Genomic DNA, 19154 nt, shown 5'->3' with positions numbered 1-19154 from the left:
TTACTAAAATGATGCGTGTATACTATAAATTAAAATAATAGTTTATAATTGATTGAGTCGCTTATTCACTGACCAGGATAGTTTATCATAAAAATTAGAGAAACTCTCGAATTGTTCTATAGGTAATATTTGTTCAAGCTCCCTATTTTGTTCTTTTACCAGGTTGTTAAAGCCGTCAATAATTTCAATCTTAGATAGTTTAGTGTCTTCACCAAGCTGCTTCATTTTCAAACCATAATAAGAAGTAATAATTGTAAATCGGGTAGTTGTTTCCGGAGTCATCGTTTCATCAGTAATAAGATCCCTCATCCAATTTTCGATATAGTTGGTTTCTTCCTTCTTAAATATTTCCAAAACAGGTTTAGCCTCTTTTTCAACAACTTCTGTTTGTCCAAAAATGGTTATTGAAAAAAAAGCAAAACATATGCAGATAAAAATGTCTTTGATCCTCATATCTTTAGCTAAGTTATGATGATTGATATATGCTACTTGACCCAACCTTTTCTATTGTAGACACTAGTAACAATTTTACCGAAACTTTCTCGGTGTATTTTATACTGCTCGTCTGTTAGAAATTCTTTGACCTCATCATTAAGCTGAATTACCATAGCGTCAAACTTTGTTTTCATCTCAGCTTCGGTATATCCTTTATTCTTATCTCCGATACGTCCCATTTTATTGGTGTAGTATAAGAGAATACCATAGTAGTCATCTCTAAGGTCTTCTGTTAGTTTCATTTTATCCACTTCTCCGGCAACGAAAACTTGTAAATTGTCTTTTTCATTGGATTCGAATATTTCTACTTTGTTCTTTTGCCTTTCCTGTAGTTTTTCTTCTTGTGTTTGTCCAAAGGCAGATATGAAGACTAGCAAGAGTAGTCCAGTGAAGTAATTTTTCATGATTTGTGTGTTGATGAGTTTTGGTTTAAAAATCATATAAATTTAACTTTTTTAATTTAAAATAATATGATTATGATTTTTTTATGAATTGTTGAGACTTGTTTTAAACGGAGTTATACGAAATCAAAAAACTTTTAAATAAAATCTAGAATACCAAAATCTGATAAAAGTCAGTAATAAAGATTTTAAGATAAGTCATATCGATCATCATGTTTTCATAAGAATCCCTGAAAAAGATCAATACTTTTGATCTCCGCAGTTGCATTTAGAGATGTTTGATATAGAAGTTTTTTATATTACTTTTAATGAATCTTACGATGCTCTAAAAACTGACTCAGTTTTTTAAAGTAGCAAAACATCTGTAATACAAGAATCATACTCTTTTGAAAATTCAACGATGAAAAATACATGCTTCCTTATTTTTATATTACTAAGTAGTTTTTGTACGGCGCAAGATCTCTCTAAAATTTATGAAACTGTAAATCCGGCAGTGGTTGTAATCTTCACGCAAGAAGCAAAATTAGAATCTAATGGAGGTATTACCAAAACAGTTACTTCTGAAGGATTAGGATCTGGTTTTATGGTTTCAGAATCTGAAATTATTACTGCATCACATGTTGTTGATGCTGCTGAAACATTAAGAGTTAAATTTATTGATGGAGAAGTGCGATCTGCAAAAGTGATTTCTACCTTCAAATCAGCAGATGTTGCTTTAATCAAATTAGATATACCCAAAAAAAATGCTATAACAGTATCCTTTGGAGACTCGGATCAAGTAAAAATAGGAGAACAAGTGTTCATTGTTGGTGCTCCCTTTGGTTATAGTCATTCACTTTCTTCAGGGTATGTGAGCGGAATTATTAAGAACAAACTAGGTGCTAATCCATTTACTCAATCTGAGTTTATTCAAACAGATGCGGCTATTAATACAGGTAATTCTGGAGGTCCAATGTTTAATATGAAAGGAGAAGTAATTGGTGTAGTAAGCCAAATTCTTACGAAATCAGGAGGTTTTGAAGGTATTGGGTTCGCCGCGACCGCAAATATTACTAAAAACCTGATCGCAAATAATAGAACTCCTTGGTTAGGTTTTGATGCACACCCTCTTACAGGTAAGACGAAGCGATTTTTTAATGTACCTCAAAATAGCGGGCTATTGGTACAACGTGTTGTTTTTGGATCTGTATTGCACAAAATGGGGTTATTAGGAGGTGATACCGAAGTTGTAATTGATGGACAAAAACTCATTATTGGTGGTGATATTATTCTAGCTTTTAATAATATCATATTTGATCTTACAGATGATTCTTTGGTAAAACTTGGTGAGTTGGGTAAAAACTTAAAAACTACAGATGTCTTAGAGTTAAAAGTACTGCGTGATGGAAAAATTATAACTTTAAAAAAAGACTAAACCTTATTTCGAATCTAACAGAAATTAATTGCATGCAAATACGTAGTTATAATTCATTAAAAACACTAACCATTATCTTGTTGCTAGTTTTTAGCAATAGTATAAGTGGTCAGGAAAAAGATACCATTGTATCTCCATTCCGTAAAGGAAAATGGCTTACGGGTTTATCAGGTACGATTAATTCAAGTACCATTGAATTAAGAAGTACTGATGAAACTACAACCACCAACGAATATGGGATTAATCTCACTACCGGAAAATTTATAAAAAATCGTTTTTTAGTAGGAATCACTATTGCTGCTAACAGGAGCAATAACTCAGGAATTGTAGAGAGAACTACAGAGAACTTATTTGTAGGTCCTTTAGTTTCGTATTATATCTCAAAGGTAGAACGTGGATCGCTTTTTTTTCAAGCATCCCCTGGTTATGTACGTTATCGAGATAATACTCGAATAGAACAAACCAACGGTTTTTTAGAGGAATTAGGTGAAGGTGGTGGTTTTGGAACACTACTGGGAGTTGGGTATTCTTATGCTTTTTTTGACATAGTCACCTTTGATATCGGGTTAAAAACCAACTTATTATGGATCAATATTGATCAAGAATCAATCCCTATAAATACGACTACCTCAGAAGACATTTTTGTGAATAGTATTTCTTTTTCGTTTGGTTTTAACATTTTAGTAGATCAGTTCTAATGAAGAAACAAATTTCAACATATATAATTGCTCTCGTATTATTATTTTCTAATGGGGTTCAGTCTCAAAGTAAAGAGACTGTATTTAAAACCGACACGATTGCAAGCACAAAAAATATTCAATTTATAGGAGTTCCTATTGCCTTTTATACGCCAGAAACTGAATTTGGTTTTGGCGGTGGAGGACAACTTTTTTTATTAAATAAAAGCAATATCTATAATGATCGTCAATCAAACATTTTATTTAGTGGAATTTACACACTAAATGAACAGTTTCTATTTGAAGTCAAACCAGAAATCTATTTGGGTAAAGGAGATTATTTTATCGATATAGACTATACTTGGGAAATATACCCTAATTTATTTTGGGGCATAGGTAATAGTACACCAGACAGAAATGAGGAAGTTTATAATATGACTTCGCATAAATTAAAAATGGGGTATTTAAGACGCTTACCTCCCAATCTTAATTTCGGATTTGAGTATGTCTTCGAAAACCATGAAGTTACCGAGGTTGAAGAGGGAGGAATTCTAGATGCTGCGACAGTTTTAGGCAGTGATCGTGCAATTATAAGCGGGCTAGGCGTTGTTTTTAATTTAGATACCCGAGATGATATTGGATCTCCTCTATCCGGACGTTATTATAAGCTTAATGCTCAATTTTCTAGCGAACTTCTGGGGGCCACTCATGGGTATAATAAATTCTTTTTGGATTTGCGGACCTACGAACCATTAACTAAAACAAGCATTCTGGCTATGCAAGTATATAGTGAGAATACTTTTGGAGACGCACCTTTTCAAGGATTAGCAAAGTTTGGTGGAAGCTATAGTGCCAGAGGATATTTCTATGGTAGATTTACAGACAACCATATGTATATTATACAAACAGAGTATAGATGGCGTTTTAGACCACGATGGACAATGGCAGCCTTTGGATTAGTAGGCGAAGTAGCAAGTAATCCTGAAAATTTCTTTAGCATAAGCAATATGAAACCCAGTGTAGGAGCTGGAATACGCTTTAAATTACTTAAAAACAAAAGTACTTGGTTACGGTTGGACACCGGATTTGGAGAAAATGGTAATAATGGTTTTTATTTTGGGATTAATGAATCATTTTAATAATAAACGATGTTAAAAGTCAGGAACAAACTAAAAATGATATTGGTATAAGATTATCTTCTACTCTTTCGAGTTAGTGCAATTTTGTGGAATTTATAACATATGGGTTTTGTGTTTTGGTGATTTTTAATTTAATATTTTCTTTTAAAACAAACATTATCATGAGAATTAATCGAATAATTCTTTAAATTTAATAAATCAAATATTTACAAGAAGATATTATGAAATCAGAAAGTACCTATCATTATCAATTTGGCGCAGTTGTAAAAATAACCTTAAGAGATGGCGAAGTATCGCAAGAGGAGAAAACCTTTTTAGATCATTTGGCCAAAGTTTTAGGAATTTCAGGAGAAGAATATGATCATATCATGCAAAACTATCTAACCTATCCATTAGAACCTACCACTACCCATAATGAGCGATTAGAAAGTATGTATACCTTAACAAAGCTTATTTCTGAAGATGAAACCATTTCTGGAGAACAACAAACTCTTTGGTTAGAAAGAATGGCCAAAGCAATAGGATTTACCCCAGGAAATGTTAAATACATTGTTGGAAAATCATTAGCTGTTATTGAGAGAGGGATAGATCAAGAAACGTATAAAGAGGAAATCAGGAATATTAATAAGTAATCTATTGTCATCCTGTTTCTTTAACTAAGCTAGATATATGATCATAACATTTTACGGTACCAGAGGTTCAACACCTGTTTGTGAGTCCGGTTTTCAGGAATTTGGAGGTAATACTACTTGTGTAATGGTGTCTGGAGGACAAGAAGGAGAGAGTGTACTCGTTTTTGATGCTGGTACTGGGATTAGAAAACTTGGAAAAGAACTTATCACTAAAAAGTTTTCTCCTGGTAATAAGATTTATCTCACTTTCTCACATTTCCATTGGGATCATATTCAGGGGTTTCCATTTTTTGCTCCTGCGTATGATAGTACTAAAGAAATTGAATTTTTTATCATTGGAGATGATGCTCCTGACTTACATGATTTCAAAGAAATATTGGCTAAACAAATGGAGAGCACCTATTTTCCTATAGGTATTGATGATATGGGGGCAAATTTTACATTTACTGTGAATAAAGGTGATAAAGTTATCTTTGATGGTGGGCAAATAATAGTTAATAAACATACACATCCTGGAGGAGCGTATGGATATCGTCTAGAAGCCGAGGGAAAAGTGTTTGTCTATTGCACAGATATAGAACATGGTGATGCATTAGATCCTAGCGTAGTAGATTTTTGTAAAAATGCAGATGTGCTTATTCACGATGCTCAATACACTCCTGAGGAGTTACCAAATCACAAAGGCTGGGGACATAGTAGTTGGGAACAGGCAATAGAGGTAGCAAAATTAGCTAATGTTAAACAACTTTTCCTTACACATCATGACCCTGATCATGATGATGAATTTCTAAGAAAAATGGAAAAAGAGTGTCAGCAACGTTTTTCAAATTGTTTTTTGGCTCGTGAAGGGCAAGTAGTGGAAATATAAGATTCTGTTATCATAAGAACAAAAAACATAACCTAATAACAAAGCTAAATCACTCATTTTATTCTTTTTTTTATTAAATTTAAAGACTAATCCACACCACACAAATCTTGGCAATAAAAGACAGAGTATTACCAGATAAAAAATCCCGATGGCGTCCTACTGCGGTTTTTCTTATAGCCGCCCTTATTGGATTAGGACTGTTTATGGCTAAAGAATCTGAGGTGGTATCGTATATGGGTGATAATCCACAAACCTGTGTTAATTGTCATGTAATGACACCAGTTTATAATAGCTGGATGCATAGTTCACATCGCGAATGGGCTTCGTGTAATGATTGCCATGTTCCCCATGATAATATATTCAATAAATATTATTTTAAAGCTAAAGATGGCTTATATCATGCCTCTATATTTACATTACGTGCAGAACCTGACGTGATTTTTATGCGGGAGGCATCTCAAGAAGTTGTTCAGAATAATTGTATTCGTTGCCATGTACAACAAGTAACCCAAACTAAGTATGACGGTTGGATAGATGGACACACATCTGATAGAACAGATAGGCAATGCTGGAGTTGCCATCGTGAAATCCCCCATGGACGTAGCCATGGTATTTCTACCATAAAATATAATATAGCGCCTATACCTACGGATGAAGTAGAGGCTGTTATTCCAGAATGGTTACAAAAGGAAATTGAAGAAAAATAAATAGCTAGTATTATGAAAAATAAGGTATTGTTCATTGTTACTATTATCGTAGTATTTTTATTGGGACTGCTTGCTTCCAGTATTATTAATAGAAAGTCTGAAGCAAAATATAAGTATGTACCTAAAGTGGATATTAGTGAAAATGAACCTCGAAATGCAGTTTGGGGCGAAAACTTTCAAAAGGAATATCAATCTTTTATTCAAACGGCAGATACCAGTTTTTCCACTTATCAAGGAGGTTCTGCCATGCGCGATATGCTTGAAGAAGATCCACGTTTAGTAGTACTATTTGCTGGATATGGTTTTTCTAAAGATTATAATCAAGGACGCGGACATTCATACGCTATCGAAGATATTCATAATACTCTAAGAACCGGAGGTCCAAAAGGAAAAGGTGATGGGCCAATGCCAGCTACTTGTTGGACCTGTAAAAGTCCAGATGTACCGAGATTGATGAATGAGATAGGAATTGAAGAGTTTTATAAAGGAAAATGGGCTGATAAAGGAGCAGAAATTGTAAATTCTATCGGCTGTGCAGATTGTCATGATCCTAAAAGTATGAAACTTCGCATTACACGTCCTGCACTGGTAGAAGCTTTTGATGCTATGGGTAAAGACATTAATAATGCTACTCATCAAGAAATGCGATCGTTGGTATGTGCACAATGCCACGTAGAATACTATTTCAATAAAAATTTACCGGGAAAAGAAGGAACTCCATATCTAGTTTTTCCATGGAAAAATGGAATGGCTGTAGAGGATATGGAAAAATATTATGATGACCTTGAATTTAAAGATTGGACTCATAAAATTAGTAAAACCCCAATGTTAAAAGCACAACATCCTGGTTATGAAACTTATGTAACAGGTGTACACGCTGATCGTGGAGTATCCTGTGCAGATTGCCATATGCCTTATAAAAGTGAAGGAGGGCAAAAATTTACAGATCATCACATACAATCTCCATTAAATAATATAGCGAATGCCTGCCAGGTATGCCATAGAGAGGAAGGAAGTAAATTAATGGCCAATGTATTTGAACGTCAACAAAAGTCTACAGAAAACCGCTTAAAATTAGAAGATTTACTAGTTAAAGCTCATATAGAAGCTAAAAAAGCATGGGATCTTGGAGCTACCGAAGAACAAATGGCCGCTGTTTTAACAGACATACGTCATGCACAATGGCGTTGGGATTATGCTGCTGCTTCTCATGGTGCTTCTTTTCATTCTCCAGTAGAAACTGCTAGAGTTATAGGTGGTGGGTTAAATATTGCACAAGAGGCTAGAGTGAAACTAGCTCGTATATTGGCTGATTTAGGACATAATAAACCTGTAGAAATGCCAGATATATCTTCTAAGGAAAAAGCCCAAGCTTATGTTGGTCTCGATATAGAAAAGTTAGAAGCAGAAAAAGAGGAATTCAAAAAAACACTGCTACCAAAGTGGTTAGAAGAAGCAAAAGCCAGAGAAGCAAAACTAGATGTAAAAACTGTTTCTATGCAAGAAGAATAAAATAATCGAATATATCCTTTTTATAAACAAGATATCCTCAGTAGTAAGCCTAATGAGGTTATCTTTCTTTTTTCAAACAACACATAATGCACAAATTATATCGTTTTTTTTCCTCACCTATATTGGCTGTTCTATTATTACTGCTTTTTGCAATCGCAATGGCTACTGCTACTTTTGTAGAAAATGATTTTGGTACCGCTACCGCCTGGAAAATTATCTACGATGCCTGGTGGTTTGAACTCGTTATGATAGGACTTGGTATCTGTTTTGGTACTAATATTTATAAATATAAACTTTGGAGAAAAGAGAAGTGGCCAATTCTTTTGTTTCACGTGGCATTTATAGTTATTTTAATAGGTGCCGGAATAACGCGACATTCTTCTTATAGCGGTATTATGCGTATTAGAGAAGGAAACGCTTCAAACATTATAATTTCAGATCAGAATTATTTGCTAGCACAAATTTCTGATGGAAACAAGACAAAGGTAATTCGAAAACAATTGAGTTTCTCTCCAATCAGTGATAATGATTTTACGATAGAAACAGATTTTGATAATATACCTATACGCATATCTCATAGCAAATTTGTCGCAGACGCTGTACCAGAAATAGTGGATGATGTTGAAGGTGGAAAAGCACTCTTACAACTAGTTGTATCGTCTGGAAACGGAAGGCAAACGGTATTTTTGGAAAAAGGCGAAGTCGAAAGTATCGGAAAGCACCATCATAGAGTTGGATATAATGCCAAAGAAGAAGGAGTTATCAATATTATAGAGAAAGATGGTGATTTTAGTGTGCTATCCCCACGAGATCTTGATTTCTTTATTATGGCCTCTCAAACTGCTGGAAAAATTAAGAAAGATAGTCTACAACGGTTAACTCTACGTACGTTATATCGTGATGGTGATGCTTCTTTTGTACCGCTGTCTTTTCATCCTAGCGCCACTATAGAACTAGTTAGTGAATCCGAAAAACCAAAGGATAATGATAGGGGCAAAGATGATGCACTAATTGTGAATGTTAAGGTCAATGATCAGATAGAAGAATCCTCATTATTATATCGAGAAGGTTTTTTACCTACAACACATCAACTCGAATTAAATGGATTAACGATACAGCTCTCTTATGGAGCACAAGCACAAGAGGTTCCTTTTTCGTTACATCTTAATGATTTTCAATTAGAACGTTATCCTGGTTCTACAAGCCCTTCTGCATATGCGAGTGAAGTAACCATTATTGACAATAAAAAAGAGATACCATATCGAATCTTCATGAACAATGTGCTGGATTATCAAGGCTATCGATTTTTTCAGGCAAGCTATGATACCGATGAATTAGGAACCGTACTTTCTGTTAGTCATGATGCTGCTGGAACCTGGATTACTTACCTGGGATATTTCCTAATGGGATTGGGGATGTTTTTTACATTATTTGGAAAAAACTCAAGATTTCGATTGATCAATCAAAAATTAAAAAAACTAAAACAACGTCAAATTGTTCCATTATTACTTTTTTTGTTTATATCTACTTTCTGCAAAGGGAATATAACTGAGTCGACTAAAGAACAACAACTTGTAGCGGAACAACAGATTGATGCGTATCACGCCGAACTCTTTGGTCGATTGATGGTACAAGATCTAGATGGACGAATCAAACCCATAAATACACTTGCTTCTGAGTTTTTGAGAAAGATATCTAGAAAACCTTATTTCAAGTATTCAAACAATGGATCAAACATACGTTTAGATGCTAATCAAGCATTTTTAGCGATGCACGTAAATCCAAATGCATGGCAACAAATCCCTTTGATTAAGATAGATCAAAAAAAAGGAGGAGTATTATTTAAGCCTTTAGTACTAAGTGAAGATGGTCTGGTTCCATTTAATGAGCTGTTAGACGAAAAAGGAGCTTATATCTTGACCGAAGCGGTCGAAAAAGCAAATCTTAAGAAACCGGCAGAGCGTAATGAATTTGATAAGGAAGTAATAAAAGTAGATGAACGTTTCAATATATTGTACAATGTTTTTAGTGGAAACTATTTAAAGGTTTTTCCTAATAGTAATGACAAGAATAACACTTGGTATAGTTATACCTATCATTTTAGGGATTTCCCTGCCGAAGACGGCAAGTTTGTACAATCCATTGTTCCTTCCTATTTTCAGGATGTGATTTCAAAGAATTGGGATGCAGCAACAGAGAAGCTTTCATATATAAAGACGTATCAAAATGTACTGGGTGCAGCTATTATACCAAATGATGAAAGAGTTGCTGCAGAGTTATGGTATAACGAGTTGAATCTTAATTTTTGGTTGTTTCAGGTATTTTTTACTTTGGGTTTTATATTATTAGTAATCGCAATTACCAAAATTTTTATTCAAAAAAAATCTATTGAATTGCTATGGAACATATTGATAATCCTATCGCTAATTTGCTTCTTGATATTCACAGGAAACATATTATTAAGATGGTATGTGGCGCAGCACGCACCCTGGAGTAATGGGTATGAGATGCTGGTTTTTGTATCGTGGGTGTTGATGCTTTGTGGGCTATTGACTTTTAGAAAATCAGATTTTGCATTGCCATTAGCTACTTTGTTTTCTGGTGCATTATTATTTGTAAGTTATCTGGATTGGTTAAACCCTGAGATCACTAACTTGATGCCTGTTCTTAAATCCTCCTTTTGGTTAAAAGTACATGTAGCAACTATTATTAGCAGTTATGCGCCATTGGCTTTATCTGCTATTTTGGGGCTGATGGCGCTTATCTTGATGATTATCAAAACTGATAAAACAAAGACTCCTATTGATATACGTATTAAAGAACTTACTTATATTAATGAAATATCTATGACCATTGGTTTGTTTATATTGGCAGTAGGAACATTTTTAGGCGGTGTATGGGCAAATGAGTCTTGGGGACGTTACTGGGCGTGGGATCCCAAAGAAACCTGGGCATTGATAAGTATTATCGTATATGCAGTGGTGTTACATCTACGATTCATTCCGAGGTTGCAAAATAGATATGTATTGAATGTAGCCAGTACATTTGCTTTTTGGTCGATTATTATGACCTCTTTTGGCGTAAATTATTATTTATCAGGGCTTCATAGTTATGCAGCTGGAGATCCAATACCTATTCCTTCTTTAGTTTATGTATTGGCATTATTGATGATACTTATTGCAGTAACAGCGTATTTCAGGAATAAAAAAGGAAGCTATAAGCAAGCTTAGTTGTGCTACAATAGAGAACAAATTATAAATCCACCCATTTCTTGAACCCAGTGGCTTTGGCTTTGCTTACTACAATACGTTCTTTTGAAACAGGACTTATATTGACAATCAATTTCCCATTAAAATATTGTTTAATATTCTCTATAGCATTTCTATTTATTATAAATTGCCTATTCACCCTGTTAAAAACCTCTGGGTTTAGTTCATCCTCAATATCTTCTAGTTTTTTATCAATGTTGTATACTTTATTTTCCGAGGTAATCGCCTTCACAACACCTGTGTCTATATAGAAATAGGCAATATTTTCGGTTTTTATAGGAATCAAATCATCTCGATGAAGTACCAGATATGTGGTTTTATGAGGTTTTGTTTTAGCTTGAAGTAATTGTAGCATCCCATGAATTTGATTATTTAAAGAACCCTCTGCGTCAGCGCTGTTTTTAAATTTTTGAATAGCTTCTGACAATTCATCTTCATCAATAGGTTTTAATAAATAATCTATACTATTTACTTTGAAGGCTTTAATTGCATATTGATCATAAGCTGTTGTAAAAACAATAGGAGTTTCAATTTTGACTTGTTCAAAAATTTCAAAAGAAATACCATCTGCCAAATGAATATCCATAAAAATAAGGGATGCTTCATGAGTACCAGAAAAATAATCGATCGTTGCTTTTACAGAATCTAAAACTTTCAATACTTCGATATTGGGATCTATAGCATTTAGTAAAAAAGTGAGTTGATCACTTGCTGTTATTTCGTCCTCAACAATGACTACTTTCATTTTCATTAATTTAAAGGTAGTTTTACTCTAAATATATTCTTTTTATTACTAATACTGATGTGTTGCTTTTGTAGTAAAAAATATCGTTTATCTAAATTTATTAATCCATTACCAGTACTATCCACAAACGAAGTTCTTAATCGTATTTCATTTTCGACATAAATAATTTCTTCTTTTGAGTATATGTTTACCTGCAAAGGATTCTTTTTCGAAATCTCATTATGTTTTACAGCGTTTTCTACCAATAGTTGTAATGCTAACGGAGGTATTTCTTTTTGTAAGTGCTTTTCATCTATTGTTATATCTATTATAAAACGATCCTGATACCTAGTTTTTACCAAATGAACATAGCTGTCTAAAAATTTAAGCTCCTCTTGTAAAGAGACCAGATCTCTTTCTCCACTCTGTAATATATATCGATACATAAAGGATAGCTTTTTTATAAACTCTGTTGCATTTTTATTATCACGTACTATTGAATTTAATGAGTTTAAAGAATTAAAAAGAAAATGAGGATTGATTTGATTTTTTAGCGCTGTTAATTCTTTCTGAAGATTTTGTTGCTTTAGTTTTTCATTTTCTAAAAGATCTGCATGATGTATCATTTGATATTTAAGAATTCTCGTGATAAAAATAGTAATCACTAAAACTACAAAATAGACGAAGTACGTAAACCCTATTTCTGACTCCAATAAAACTTGTCTTACTGCTAGAGGATAGATCAAAACAAATAACTGAACTATGCCTAAAAACAGCATTGTATTTAATACGATGGTTAAACTCGTTCTTACGAAAATAGAATACTGAGAATATATACGCTTCCAATTGGTATTAAGTTCTAATGAAACTAACGACATTATAAAAAGAAACAAAAAGCGAATGATTATATCTCGAAATGAAACTTCTGAGAAAGAATCAAATAATTTCTGGTTTAGATCAAATAATGTCAATGTACGTGGTAAGCTAATAAGGGCTGCAATAAGCAGTGACACCCTTAACATCACAATGTGTTTTATTTTCCTAGCCCTCAATATAAATAGCGTATTCTTTGATTCGTACTTGTTAAATTTACGTAAAATTATACTGATCATATGATTATTAACTATGTTCATGTTTTTATTATTTGTTTCATAATAAGAAGAAGCCTCCGCAAGGGAATTGGAGGCTTCTATGTAGAAGTGAAGATATGGGGGGCTCTCCACTTCTTTAAATCAATATTTTTTTAGCATACTTCGAATTGGTTCTATACTAATTATTTAAAAAGGCAGCCGAAAATATCTACTAAATTCCCGACTGCCAGTCATCAACCAAACTCTATTATTAAAAAACAAATTACTTATTCAATTCTTTAACTACCTTTTTAGAGAAATCTATCGATACTGTCCCAAGGGTTTGTGGATCATCAATCTCTGTTGTAATTACCGATAACAATTGTTTCTCTTTTGGTTGTGTAAGATCATATACTACTGTTTCTAACGTATATTTTTTAACATTCTCTGTTATTACAGTGACCGGATCAGAGTCTACATATATTGTTCCGTAGTATCTATAAAATCCTCTATAATATCCTAATCCGTAATATGACGGGTACACTGTATGAAAGGAATTGTTCTTATTAGTTGTTTTAGTATACTCTTCACTATGTTTTAGCACAGTAACTATTACTACATCTATACCATAATTTTTAAGCTTTTCTTTTATTTCTAATGTTTCGGATTTGCTTAATTCTTTGGTTGGGGATGAGTTTGGGAAAACAACATAACTTTCGACCGATTGGTATCCTTTTTTGTTTAAATTTTCAACTAAATCCTTTTCAAAACGTATTCTAACCGTTTGATCATCTGTTTTACTAACTATCATCACTTTTTTGTCTTTTATCTCTGGCACTTCAAGATTTCTCCAGGAATCTGTTATTCTTACTGACGAACAGCTTGATAAGAGTATCAACACCATGAATATTCCTATCATTTTTTTTATTGTTTTCATAATTTGTTATGTTTTTTAGATGAATAAAAAAACTTCTTCTTGCTTGTGTAAAGGCAGAAACTCTTTTTGGTTTCCATATCCCTTTTTTCTAACTATACTATTCCAAAAGTTTTTAGAAAGCTTTCCTAGGATTGATTGTATTATTTTCATTTTATTATACTTTTAATTAATTTTCTTAAGTGATTTATTTTCTAATCGCCTTAGCTGCAGCAGATCCCCATTGCTCGAGTCCAATAAAAAATTGTATCAACCATTTTCTGAATTTTTGAATCGGTATTTCAACATTTACTTCTTGAGAAACATCTGTTACATCGAATCTATTTTTATTATTTCTTATTATTTTTAAAGGTGCCGTTTCCATATTTGTACTTTATTAGATGTTATATTTATCCTTGTTTTCTTGTACAAATCTAACTTTGGATGAGTTGTATATTAGAGGTTTTCTGTGTGAAGCTTCTAAAAAGGAAAGTGAAACGGCTCTACTTGATGGTGAAATATATTAGAGACCTAAATGCATTAGAAAACTAAAAAACAAGGCGCATTGCTACTACAATTTTAATGAGTAATTCTGGATTTGCTCAACTTGAGAATATTCTTCTAATAACCGTAGTTGGAGAAAGGGAGGTTAAAGTTAAACCTGATTCTGTAGTATTGAGGATTAAAATTAACAAAGAAATCAGACTCAATCCTCAAGGGAACTCCAATACTTTTAGGGTTTTTAAGGATGATGACACCAAAAACCTCTCTCCCAACCTCTCTCCCAAATTCAAAACACCAACAAAGCTTTTCTCTAAAATCACCAATAACTATTTAATAATCAGTAATTTGAATTTAATTTTCGATATAAAATTGATAGTTGTGACCTTCGGGAGAATAATTGGGAAGTTACATACTTTTTATAAAGATGTAGAGCAAACAGAGTTTAAGGCTTTTAATACCATCGCTAATACGATAACGCTAAACAATAGATCTATCTTAAATTATTTTATAAACAGAAGTACAAATGCTTCAGCAGAATCATTCAATGCTAAGATAAAAGCATTTAGAGCACAATTCAGAGGAGTCAAAAATGTAGAATTCTTCCTTTTTAGATTAACAAGAATATTTGCCTAAACACAACATTTAGGCTTGATCCATTTTTAAACTATCTTCACAATTAAGAGAGTCATTTTCAGATATAAAAACTACAAAAACAGGTACTTCGTTTAGGTACTTCAAAAAACACGTTTGTATTTAAAAGCATCCTAAATCACTTATAATAAAAAAGTTAACCTGATTATTATCTTAAATAATGTATTTGAAACCTTCGGGAGAGTTACATGAAAGGTTCACAATTATGAAGGAAAAATAGATGAAATATTACAAAATTAAAAAAGGCTAAAACATTAAAAATAAATGCTTTAACCTTTCCTAGTAGCGGGAACAGGACTCGAACCTGTGACCTTCGGGTTATGAGTTTTTGATACTATAATATCAATTTAACTTAAAAACGCTATACATCAATGTTTTATATATGATTTAATATATTTTGACAGCAAATAACATCAAACAAAACCAACAAATGTTGTACCTATGTTGTACCTAAAATGATTATCTTTATAATCCAAAAGTAATTATTATGGCAACAGTAAGAGTGGTTTTAAGAAAAAAGAAAAATAAAGCCGGAAGGTTTCCTATTGCTATTCGCATAACTAAAGACCGTAAAAGTTCTTACTTAAATACAGGTCAATATATAGATGAAAAATTTTGGGACGAGAAAAACCGCAATGTTAGGAAATCGCACCCTAATTCAAAGATGCTGAATAATTTTATTTCAACCAAGGTTGCAGAAGCCAACGATAAGGTTTTGAAATCTGAAATGAATCCAGAGTATCAAACCGTATCGGATATTAAAACGAAAATTATTGCTACAAAGGGACTTGATTTTTTTGCCGTAGCTGAAATGCACCTTCAAAACTTAAAAAACAGAAATAAACATCATCAGTATGACACTGAACTTGGGCGAATAAAAAAGTTCAAGGAATTTCTTGATAAAGATATTCTTCCGTTCAACAAACTGAATTCAACAGTTCTTAAAAAGTTTGAAACTTTCCTGCTTCACAAGAAAAAACTTGCGCCCAGAACAGTCGTGAATTATTTAATCCTTATTAGAACGATATTCAATCTTGCAATTTCTGAATCAATTGCAGATAGAGGATTATATCCATTTGGAAAGGGTAAAATGACAATCAAAATCCCAGAGGCTCAAAAAATAGGATTTAGCGCTGATGAAATACAAAAGTTAGAGAATGCAGAGGGTTTAACTGAAGCCCAACAGAAAGCCGTTCACATATGGCTTGTCAGTTTTTACTTTGCTGGAATACGCGTTGGCGATGTTTTAAAATTAAAGTGGTCAGATTTTAATGATGGGCGCCTACTCTACCGAATGAACAAAAACAGTAAACTGGTTTCACTCAAAATTCCTGATAAAGCCATCGAGATTTTCAATCATTACAAGGAAAACTCAAATTATAATGGCTTCGTGTTTCCTCAACTGAAAGGTGTAAATCTAAATAACACCGAGGAAGTATCAAAAAGAACCCAATCCATTACCCGCAATTTGAACAGACGATTAAAAATTGCAGCAAAAAGCCTCGGAATACAGAAAAATATAAGTATGCATATTGCTCGGCATAGCTTTGGAAATATTTCTGGTGACAAAATCCCGATACAGATGTTGCAAAAATTATATCGCCACTCTTCTGTAACTACAACGATAAGATACCAAGCAAACTTTATCCACAAAGATGCCGATGATGCTTTGGACAGTGTAGTAAACTTTTAAGCAGAATGTTTACCAGCTGTGAACATCTTCCATAATAATTTTAACATTTTAGAATTTCATTCTTCTACCTTTATAAGCTAAAATTTTTGCTTATGGTTTTAAAGGTCAAATGGGTAGATTTCAAAAGTCAAATCGATAAATATATAATTGAGGGCGAAGATCTGGTTGAAAAATATAAATCTTCAAGAACTGAAGAAGAATTTGCCGAGTTAAAAGCTTCAAAGCAGTCTTGGGAAAATGATGTGATAGAATTTGTAAAAAAATCCTTCGAACCAGAACACCTTAATTTCGCTTATGAATTCAAAGCCCAGAGAGGCTATAATCTGGGAATGAAGTTAGGCATTGACCAAAAAATTAAAAATGTCATCCAAGCTCTAAAAGATGAAATCAATGGCCTCGAATATTACCTGAAAATACTCTTCATTTCTGATGTTATAATTCGTGATGATGAAATTGACTTGGAAGAGCGACAAAACCTTGATACAGAAGGCAAGCTCGACCTTATTCTATCCAAACTTTACGACCTGTATGATGATAGAAAATACCATTCCATTAAATGGATTCTTGAAGGTAATGGCGTGAACTTAAATAATCACGGTGAAGATTGGGATTATGCCAAAATGCTTGAAAACAGAAATCTTATTGATACCATTACCACAAAGGATACTGGTGCCAGGCTTACATTAGAAGGAAAATATGCTATAGAGCAGGCAAGAAAAGCCCAAGTAACAGACTATTCAAAAATTAGTAGTTCTGAAGAAGAGCTGAAAGCACTTATAGAAAGTGTTCTAAAAGAAGTCAAGAAATTGGGAATTGGCCAACAAATCATCTTTGATGAATTTGATGAGCTAAGGGATGATATTCCGAAGCTGAGTAAAAAATCTTTCGGTCAACTATTAAAATCTAAGTTGTATGATTTGGTAACTGCCAAAGCCTTAGATAAAGCATTAGCCAGCGAAATATTCAAAGAATTTACAAATCAGGTATTGCCATTTTAATCTATGAAGTTATTTGCAAGATTCAGGAACAAACTCAAAAAACTATTTCAGAAAAATAAACAACCTGAATATGAGGTAACGCAATTTGTGTTTTCGGACAGACAGCGTATTGATGATAAATCGACTATTTCCTTTTTCTTAAACAATCCTAAGCCAGATGTTAGCGTAACACGAACTTTTGAGAGCGAAGATGCGACCGTTAATTGGCTTATGGACAATAACGATTTTCGAAAAATGCTATTTGAAAACTTATTTCCCGCATCCAATTCTGTAAAATACCATTGCGGTATTAAAGAGCCCGTCACAGTACCTAATAAAATGCCTGGCGATATTGACATTCTTCTTTTTGAAGATGGGAAACCAGAAAATACCATTGGTATAGAATGTAAAATTGTAAAGTCAGAATCTTCAGAGAATAAACCACCAAAAATAAATAAGGTAAACAGCGTACAGAAAAAAGGGACTCAACAAGCTAATGGATATGGTGAAATTGGTTTTAGTAGGGTCTATCTTATGGTTATACTACTGGACGATGGCCGCCATTATAAAAACCCGAATGTAATGTTTAGAAGTACACCGACTGAATGGTTGGATGAACTTTATGGATTTGATTGGGACAGCCGGTTAGATAGTGATATAGGTATCATCTATACACACGTAAATCAATTTACTTCAAACCATATTAATCAGACCAAGGGCTTAGGACTACGTGTTGAACGTAAAGCTGTAACTAAACAACAAGATGAAGGTCTAACCGAAAAAATACAAAGCCTTACTTGACACGCGAGGGTACTTGCAGAATATGCGGCAAATTTGGCAAACTAACGTTCGAGCACGTTCCGCCTCAGAGTGCATTCAACACTAACCCCGTATTTTTTCAGAAATCAGTACATCTTCACGATAAGAAAAGTCCCTTGTATGGAAAGCGAATTCGCAGTAATCAAGGCGCTGGCGGCTATTATCTTTGCAAATCCTGCAACAACTTAACAGGCAGTTACTACGGCGAAAGCTATAAGAAGTTTGCATATATGGGAATGATGGCGCTGACAAATCGAATTTGGGCATCAAAGGTTATAACTTTTGAATACGCCATTCAACCTCTCAACATACTAAAGCAAGTCTTGTCTATGTTTATGTCGATTGATACAAGTGACCAACTTCTAAATTTAGAAGGGCTATCAAAATTTCTATTGGATAAAGATTCCCAGGCACTTCCTGAAAATATAAGGGTTTTTGTCTATCATACTGCTACAAAGCAAGTAAGAAATGGTTGGGGAATGGCAAGAACGGAAAAAGGATTTCACACTCTTGGCGAGATTACCTATCCGCCATTTGGTTTAGTTTATGCCTTAAATTCTGAACCTACACGTAATGATTTTTTTGAAATTACTGATTTTAAAAATTATGTTTTCAATCAAACTGTTCAGGCGAGTTTGACCATACCTTTTTTGACACCTAAAACATATATTCCTGGTCTTTACACATAA

At 33.4% G+C, this 19154-nt stretch carries 19 protein-coding genes; 13 read left to right on the top strand and 6 right to left on the bottom strand.

The window, feature by feature from the left end; genetic code table 11:
• Positions 1-42: 42 nt before the first annotated feature.
• Both JJQ60_RS02305 and JJQ60_RS02300 read right to left on the bottom strand, forming a co-directional pair.
• Complete coding sequence (locus JJQ60_RS02305) at positions 43-453, bottom strand: hypothetical protein (protein ID WP_201916321.1); 411 nt, start codon at positions 451-453, stop codon at positions 43-45.
• A 32-nt stretch (positions 454-485) separates the two neighbouring features.
• A complete protein-coding gene (locus JJQ60_RS02300) occupies positions 486-899 on the bottom strand; it encodes a hypothetical protein (protein ID WP_201916320.1) in 414 nt (137 codons plus the stop codon).
• 397 nt (positions 900-1296) lie between these two features.
• Here JJQ60_RS02300 and JJQ60_RS02295 point away from each other — a divergent pair, with 397 nt between their 5' ends.
• The 8 genes from JJQ60_RS02295 (at position 1297) to ccsA (ending at position 11075) form a co-directional block, all read left to right on the top strand.
• Entirely contained in the window at positions 1297-2310 is a 1014-nt protein-coding gene (locus tag JJQ60_RS02295) for a S1C family serine protease (protein ID WP_201916319.1), read from the top strand.
• A gap of 32 nt (positions 2311-2342) precedes the next feature.
• Positions 2343-3008: a hypothetical protein gene (locus tag JJQ60_RS02290; RefSeq protein ID WP_201916318.1), complete on the top strand. Its 666-nt coding sequence runs from the start codon at positions 2343-2345 to the stop codon at positions 3006-3008.
• Complete coding sequence (locus JJQ60_RS02285; RefSeq protein ID WP_201916317.1) at positions 3008-4126, top strand: BamA/TamA family outer membrane protein; 1119 nt, start codon at positions 3008-3010, stop codon at positions 4124-4126. The genes JJQ60_RS02290 and JJQ60_RS02285 overlap by 1 nt, the downstream gene beginning before the upstream one ends.
• A gap of 221 nt (positions 4127-4347) precedes the next feature.
• The gene (locus JJQ60_RS02280; RefSeq protein ID WP_201916316.1) at positions 4348-4758 is read left to right on the top strand and encodes a TerB family tellurite resistance protein; all 411 of its coding nucleotides are present in this window, start codon (positions 4348-4350) and stop codon (positions 4756-4758) included.
• A 37-nt stretch (positions 4759-4795) separates the two neighbouring features.
• Entirely contained in the window at positions 4796-5626 is an 831-nt protein-coding gene (locus JJQ60_RS02275) for an MBL fold metallo-hydrolase (RefSeq protein ID WP_201916315.1), read from the top strand.
• A 107-nt stretch (positions 5627-5733) separates the two neighbouring features.
• Entirely contained in the window at positions 5734-6333 is a 600-nt protein-coding gene (gene nrfH / locus JJQ60_RS02270) for a cytochrome c nitrite reductase small subunit (RefSeq protein WP_201916314.1), read from the top strand.
• A gap of 12 nt (positions 6334-6345) precedes the next feature.
• Complete coding sequence (nrfA, locus tag JJQ60_RS02265; protein ID WP_201916313.1) at positions 6346-7845, top strand: ammonia-forming cytochrome c nitrite reductase; 1500 nt, start codon at positions 6346-6348, stop codon at positions 7843-7845.
• Between the two features lie 86 nt (positions 7846-7931).
• Positions 7932-11075 (top strand): cytochrome c biogenesis protein, encoded by a 3144-nt coding sequence (gene ccsA, locus JJQ60_RS02260; RefSeq protein ID WP_236669018.1) that lies wholly within the window; start codon positions 7932-7934, stop codon positions 11073-11075.
• 22 nt (positions 11076-11097) lie between these two features.
• Here the strand turns inward: ccsA and JJQ60_RS02255 are convergent, their stop codons facing one another.
• From JJQ60_RS02255 to JJQ60_RS02240, 4 genes are all read right to left on the bottom strand, one after another.
• Positions 11098-11859, bottom strand: coding sequence for a LytR/AlgR family response regulator transcription factor (locus JJQ60_RS02255; protein ID WP_201916312.1), 762 nt, complete (start codon positions 11857-11859; stop codon positions 11098-11100).
• Positions 11860-11864: 5 nt separating this feature from the next.
• Positions 11865-12860 (bottom strand): sensor histidine kinase, encoded by a 996-nt coding sequence (locus tag JJQ60_RS02250; protein ID WP_201916311.1) that lies wholly within the window; start codon positions 12858-12860, stop codon positions 11865-11867.
• 331 nt (positions 12861-13191) lie between these two features.
• The gene (locus JJQ60_RS02245; RefSeq protein ID WP_201916310.1) at positions 13192-13845 is read right to left on the bottom strand and encodes a hypothetical protein; all 654 of its coding nucleotides are present in this window, start codon (positions 13843-13845) and stop codon (positions 13192-13194) included.
• A 184-nt stretch (positions 13846-14029) separates the two neighbouring features.
• Complete coding sequence (locus JJQ60_RS02240; protein WP_201916309.1) at positions 14030-14206, bottom strand: hypothetical protein; 177 nt, start codon at positions 14204-14206, stop codon at positions 14030-14032.
• 197 nt (positions 14207-14403) lie between these two features.
• On the opposite strand from JJQ60_RS02240, the gene JJQ60_RS02235 reads away from it, so the two are divergent.
• From JJQ60_RS02235 to JJQ60_RS02215, 5 genes are all read left to right on the top strand, one after another.
• On the top strand, positions 14404-14958 hold the full coding sequence (locus JJQ60_RS02235; protein ID WP_236669017.1) for a transposase: 555 nt from the start codon (positions 14404-14406) through the stop codon (positions 14956-14958).
• A gap of 505 nt (positions 14959-15463) precedes the next feature.
• Positions 15464-16669, top strand: a complete 1206-nt coding sequence (locus tag JJQ60_RS02230; protein WP_201916308.1) for a site-specific integrase — start codon at positions 15464-15466, stop codon at positions 16667-16669.
• 92 nt (positions 16670-16761) lie between these two features.
• The gene (locus JJQ60_RS02225; RefSeq protein WP_201916307.1) at positions 16762-17667 is read left to right on the top strand and encodes a hypothetical protein; all 906 of its coding nucleotides are present in this window, start codon (positions 16762-16764) and stop codon (positions 17665-17667) included.
• A gap of 3 nt (positions 17668-17670) precedes the next feature.
• Complete coding sequence (locus JJQ60_RS02220) at positions 17671-18447, top strand: hypothetical protein (protein WP_126160958.1); 777 nt, start codon at positions 17671-17673, stop codon at positions 18445-18447.
• 134 nt (positions 18448-18581) lie between these two features.
• Positions 18582-19154 (top strand): hypothetical protein, encoded by a 573-nt coding sequence (locus JJQ60_RS02215; RefSeq protein WP_236669016.1) that lies wholly within the window; start codon positions 18582-18584, stop codon positions 19152-19154.

Origin of the sequence: Aquimarina mytili, assembly GCF_016735115.1 — a bacterium.
Lineage (GTDB): Bacteria > Bacteroidota > Bacteroidia > Flavobacteriales > Flavobacteriaceae > Aquimarina > Aquimarina mytili.
This window is presented reverse-complemented; position numbering and strand designations above follow the sequence as displayed.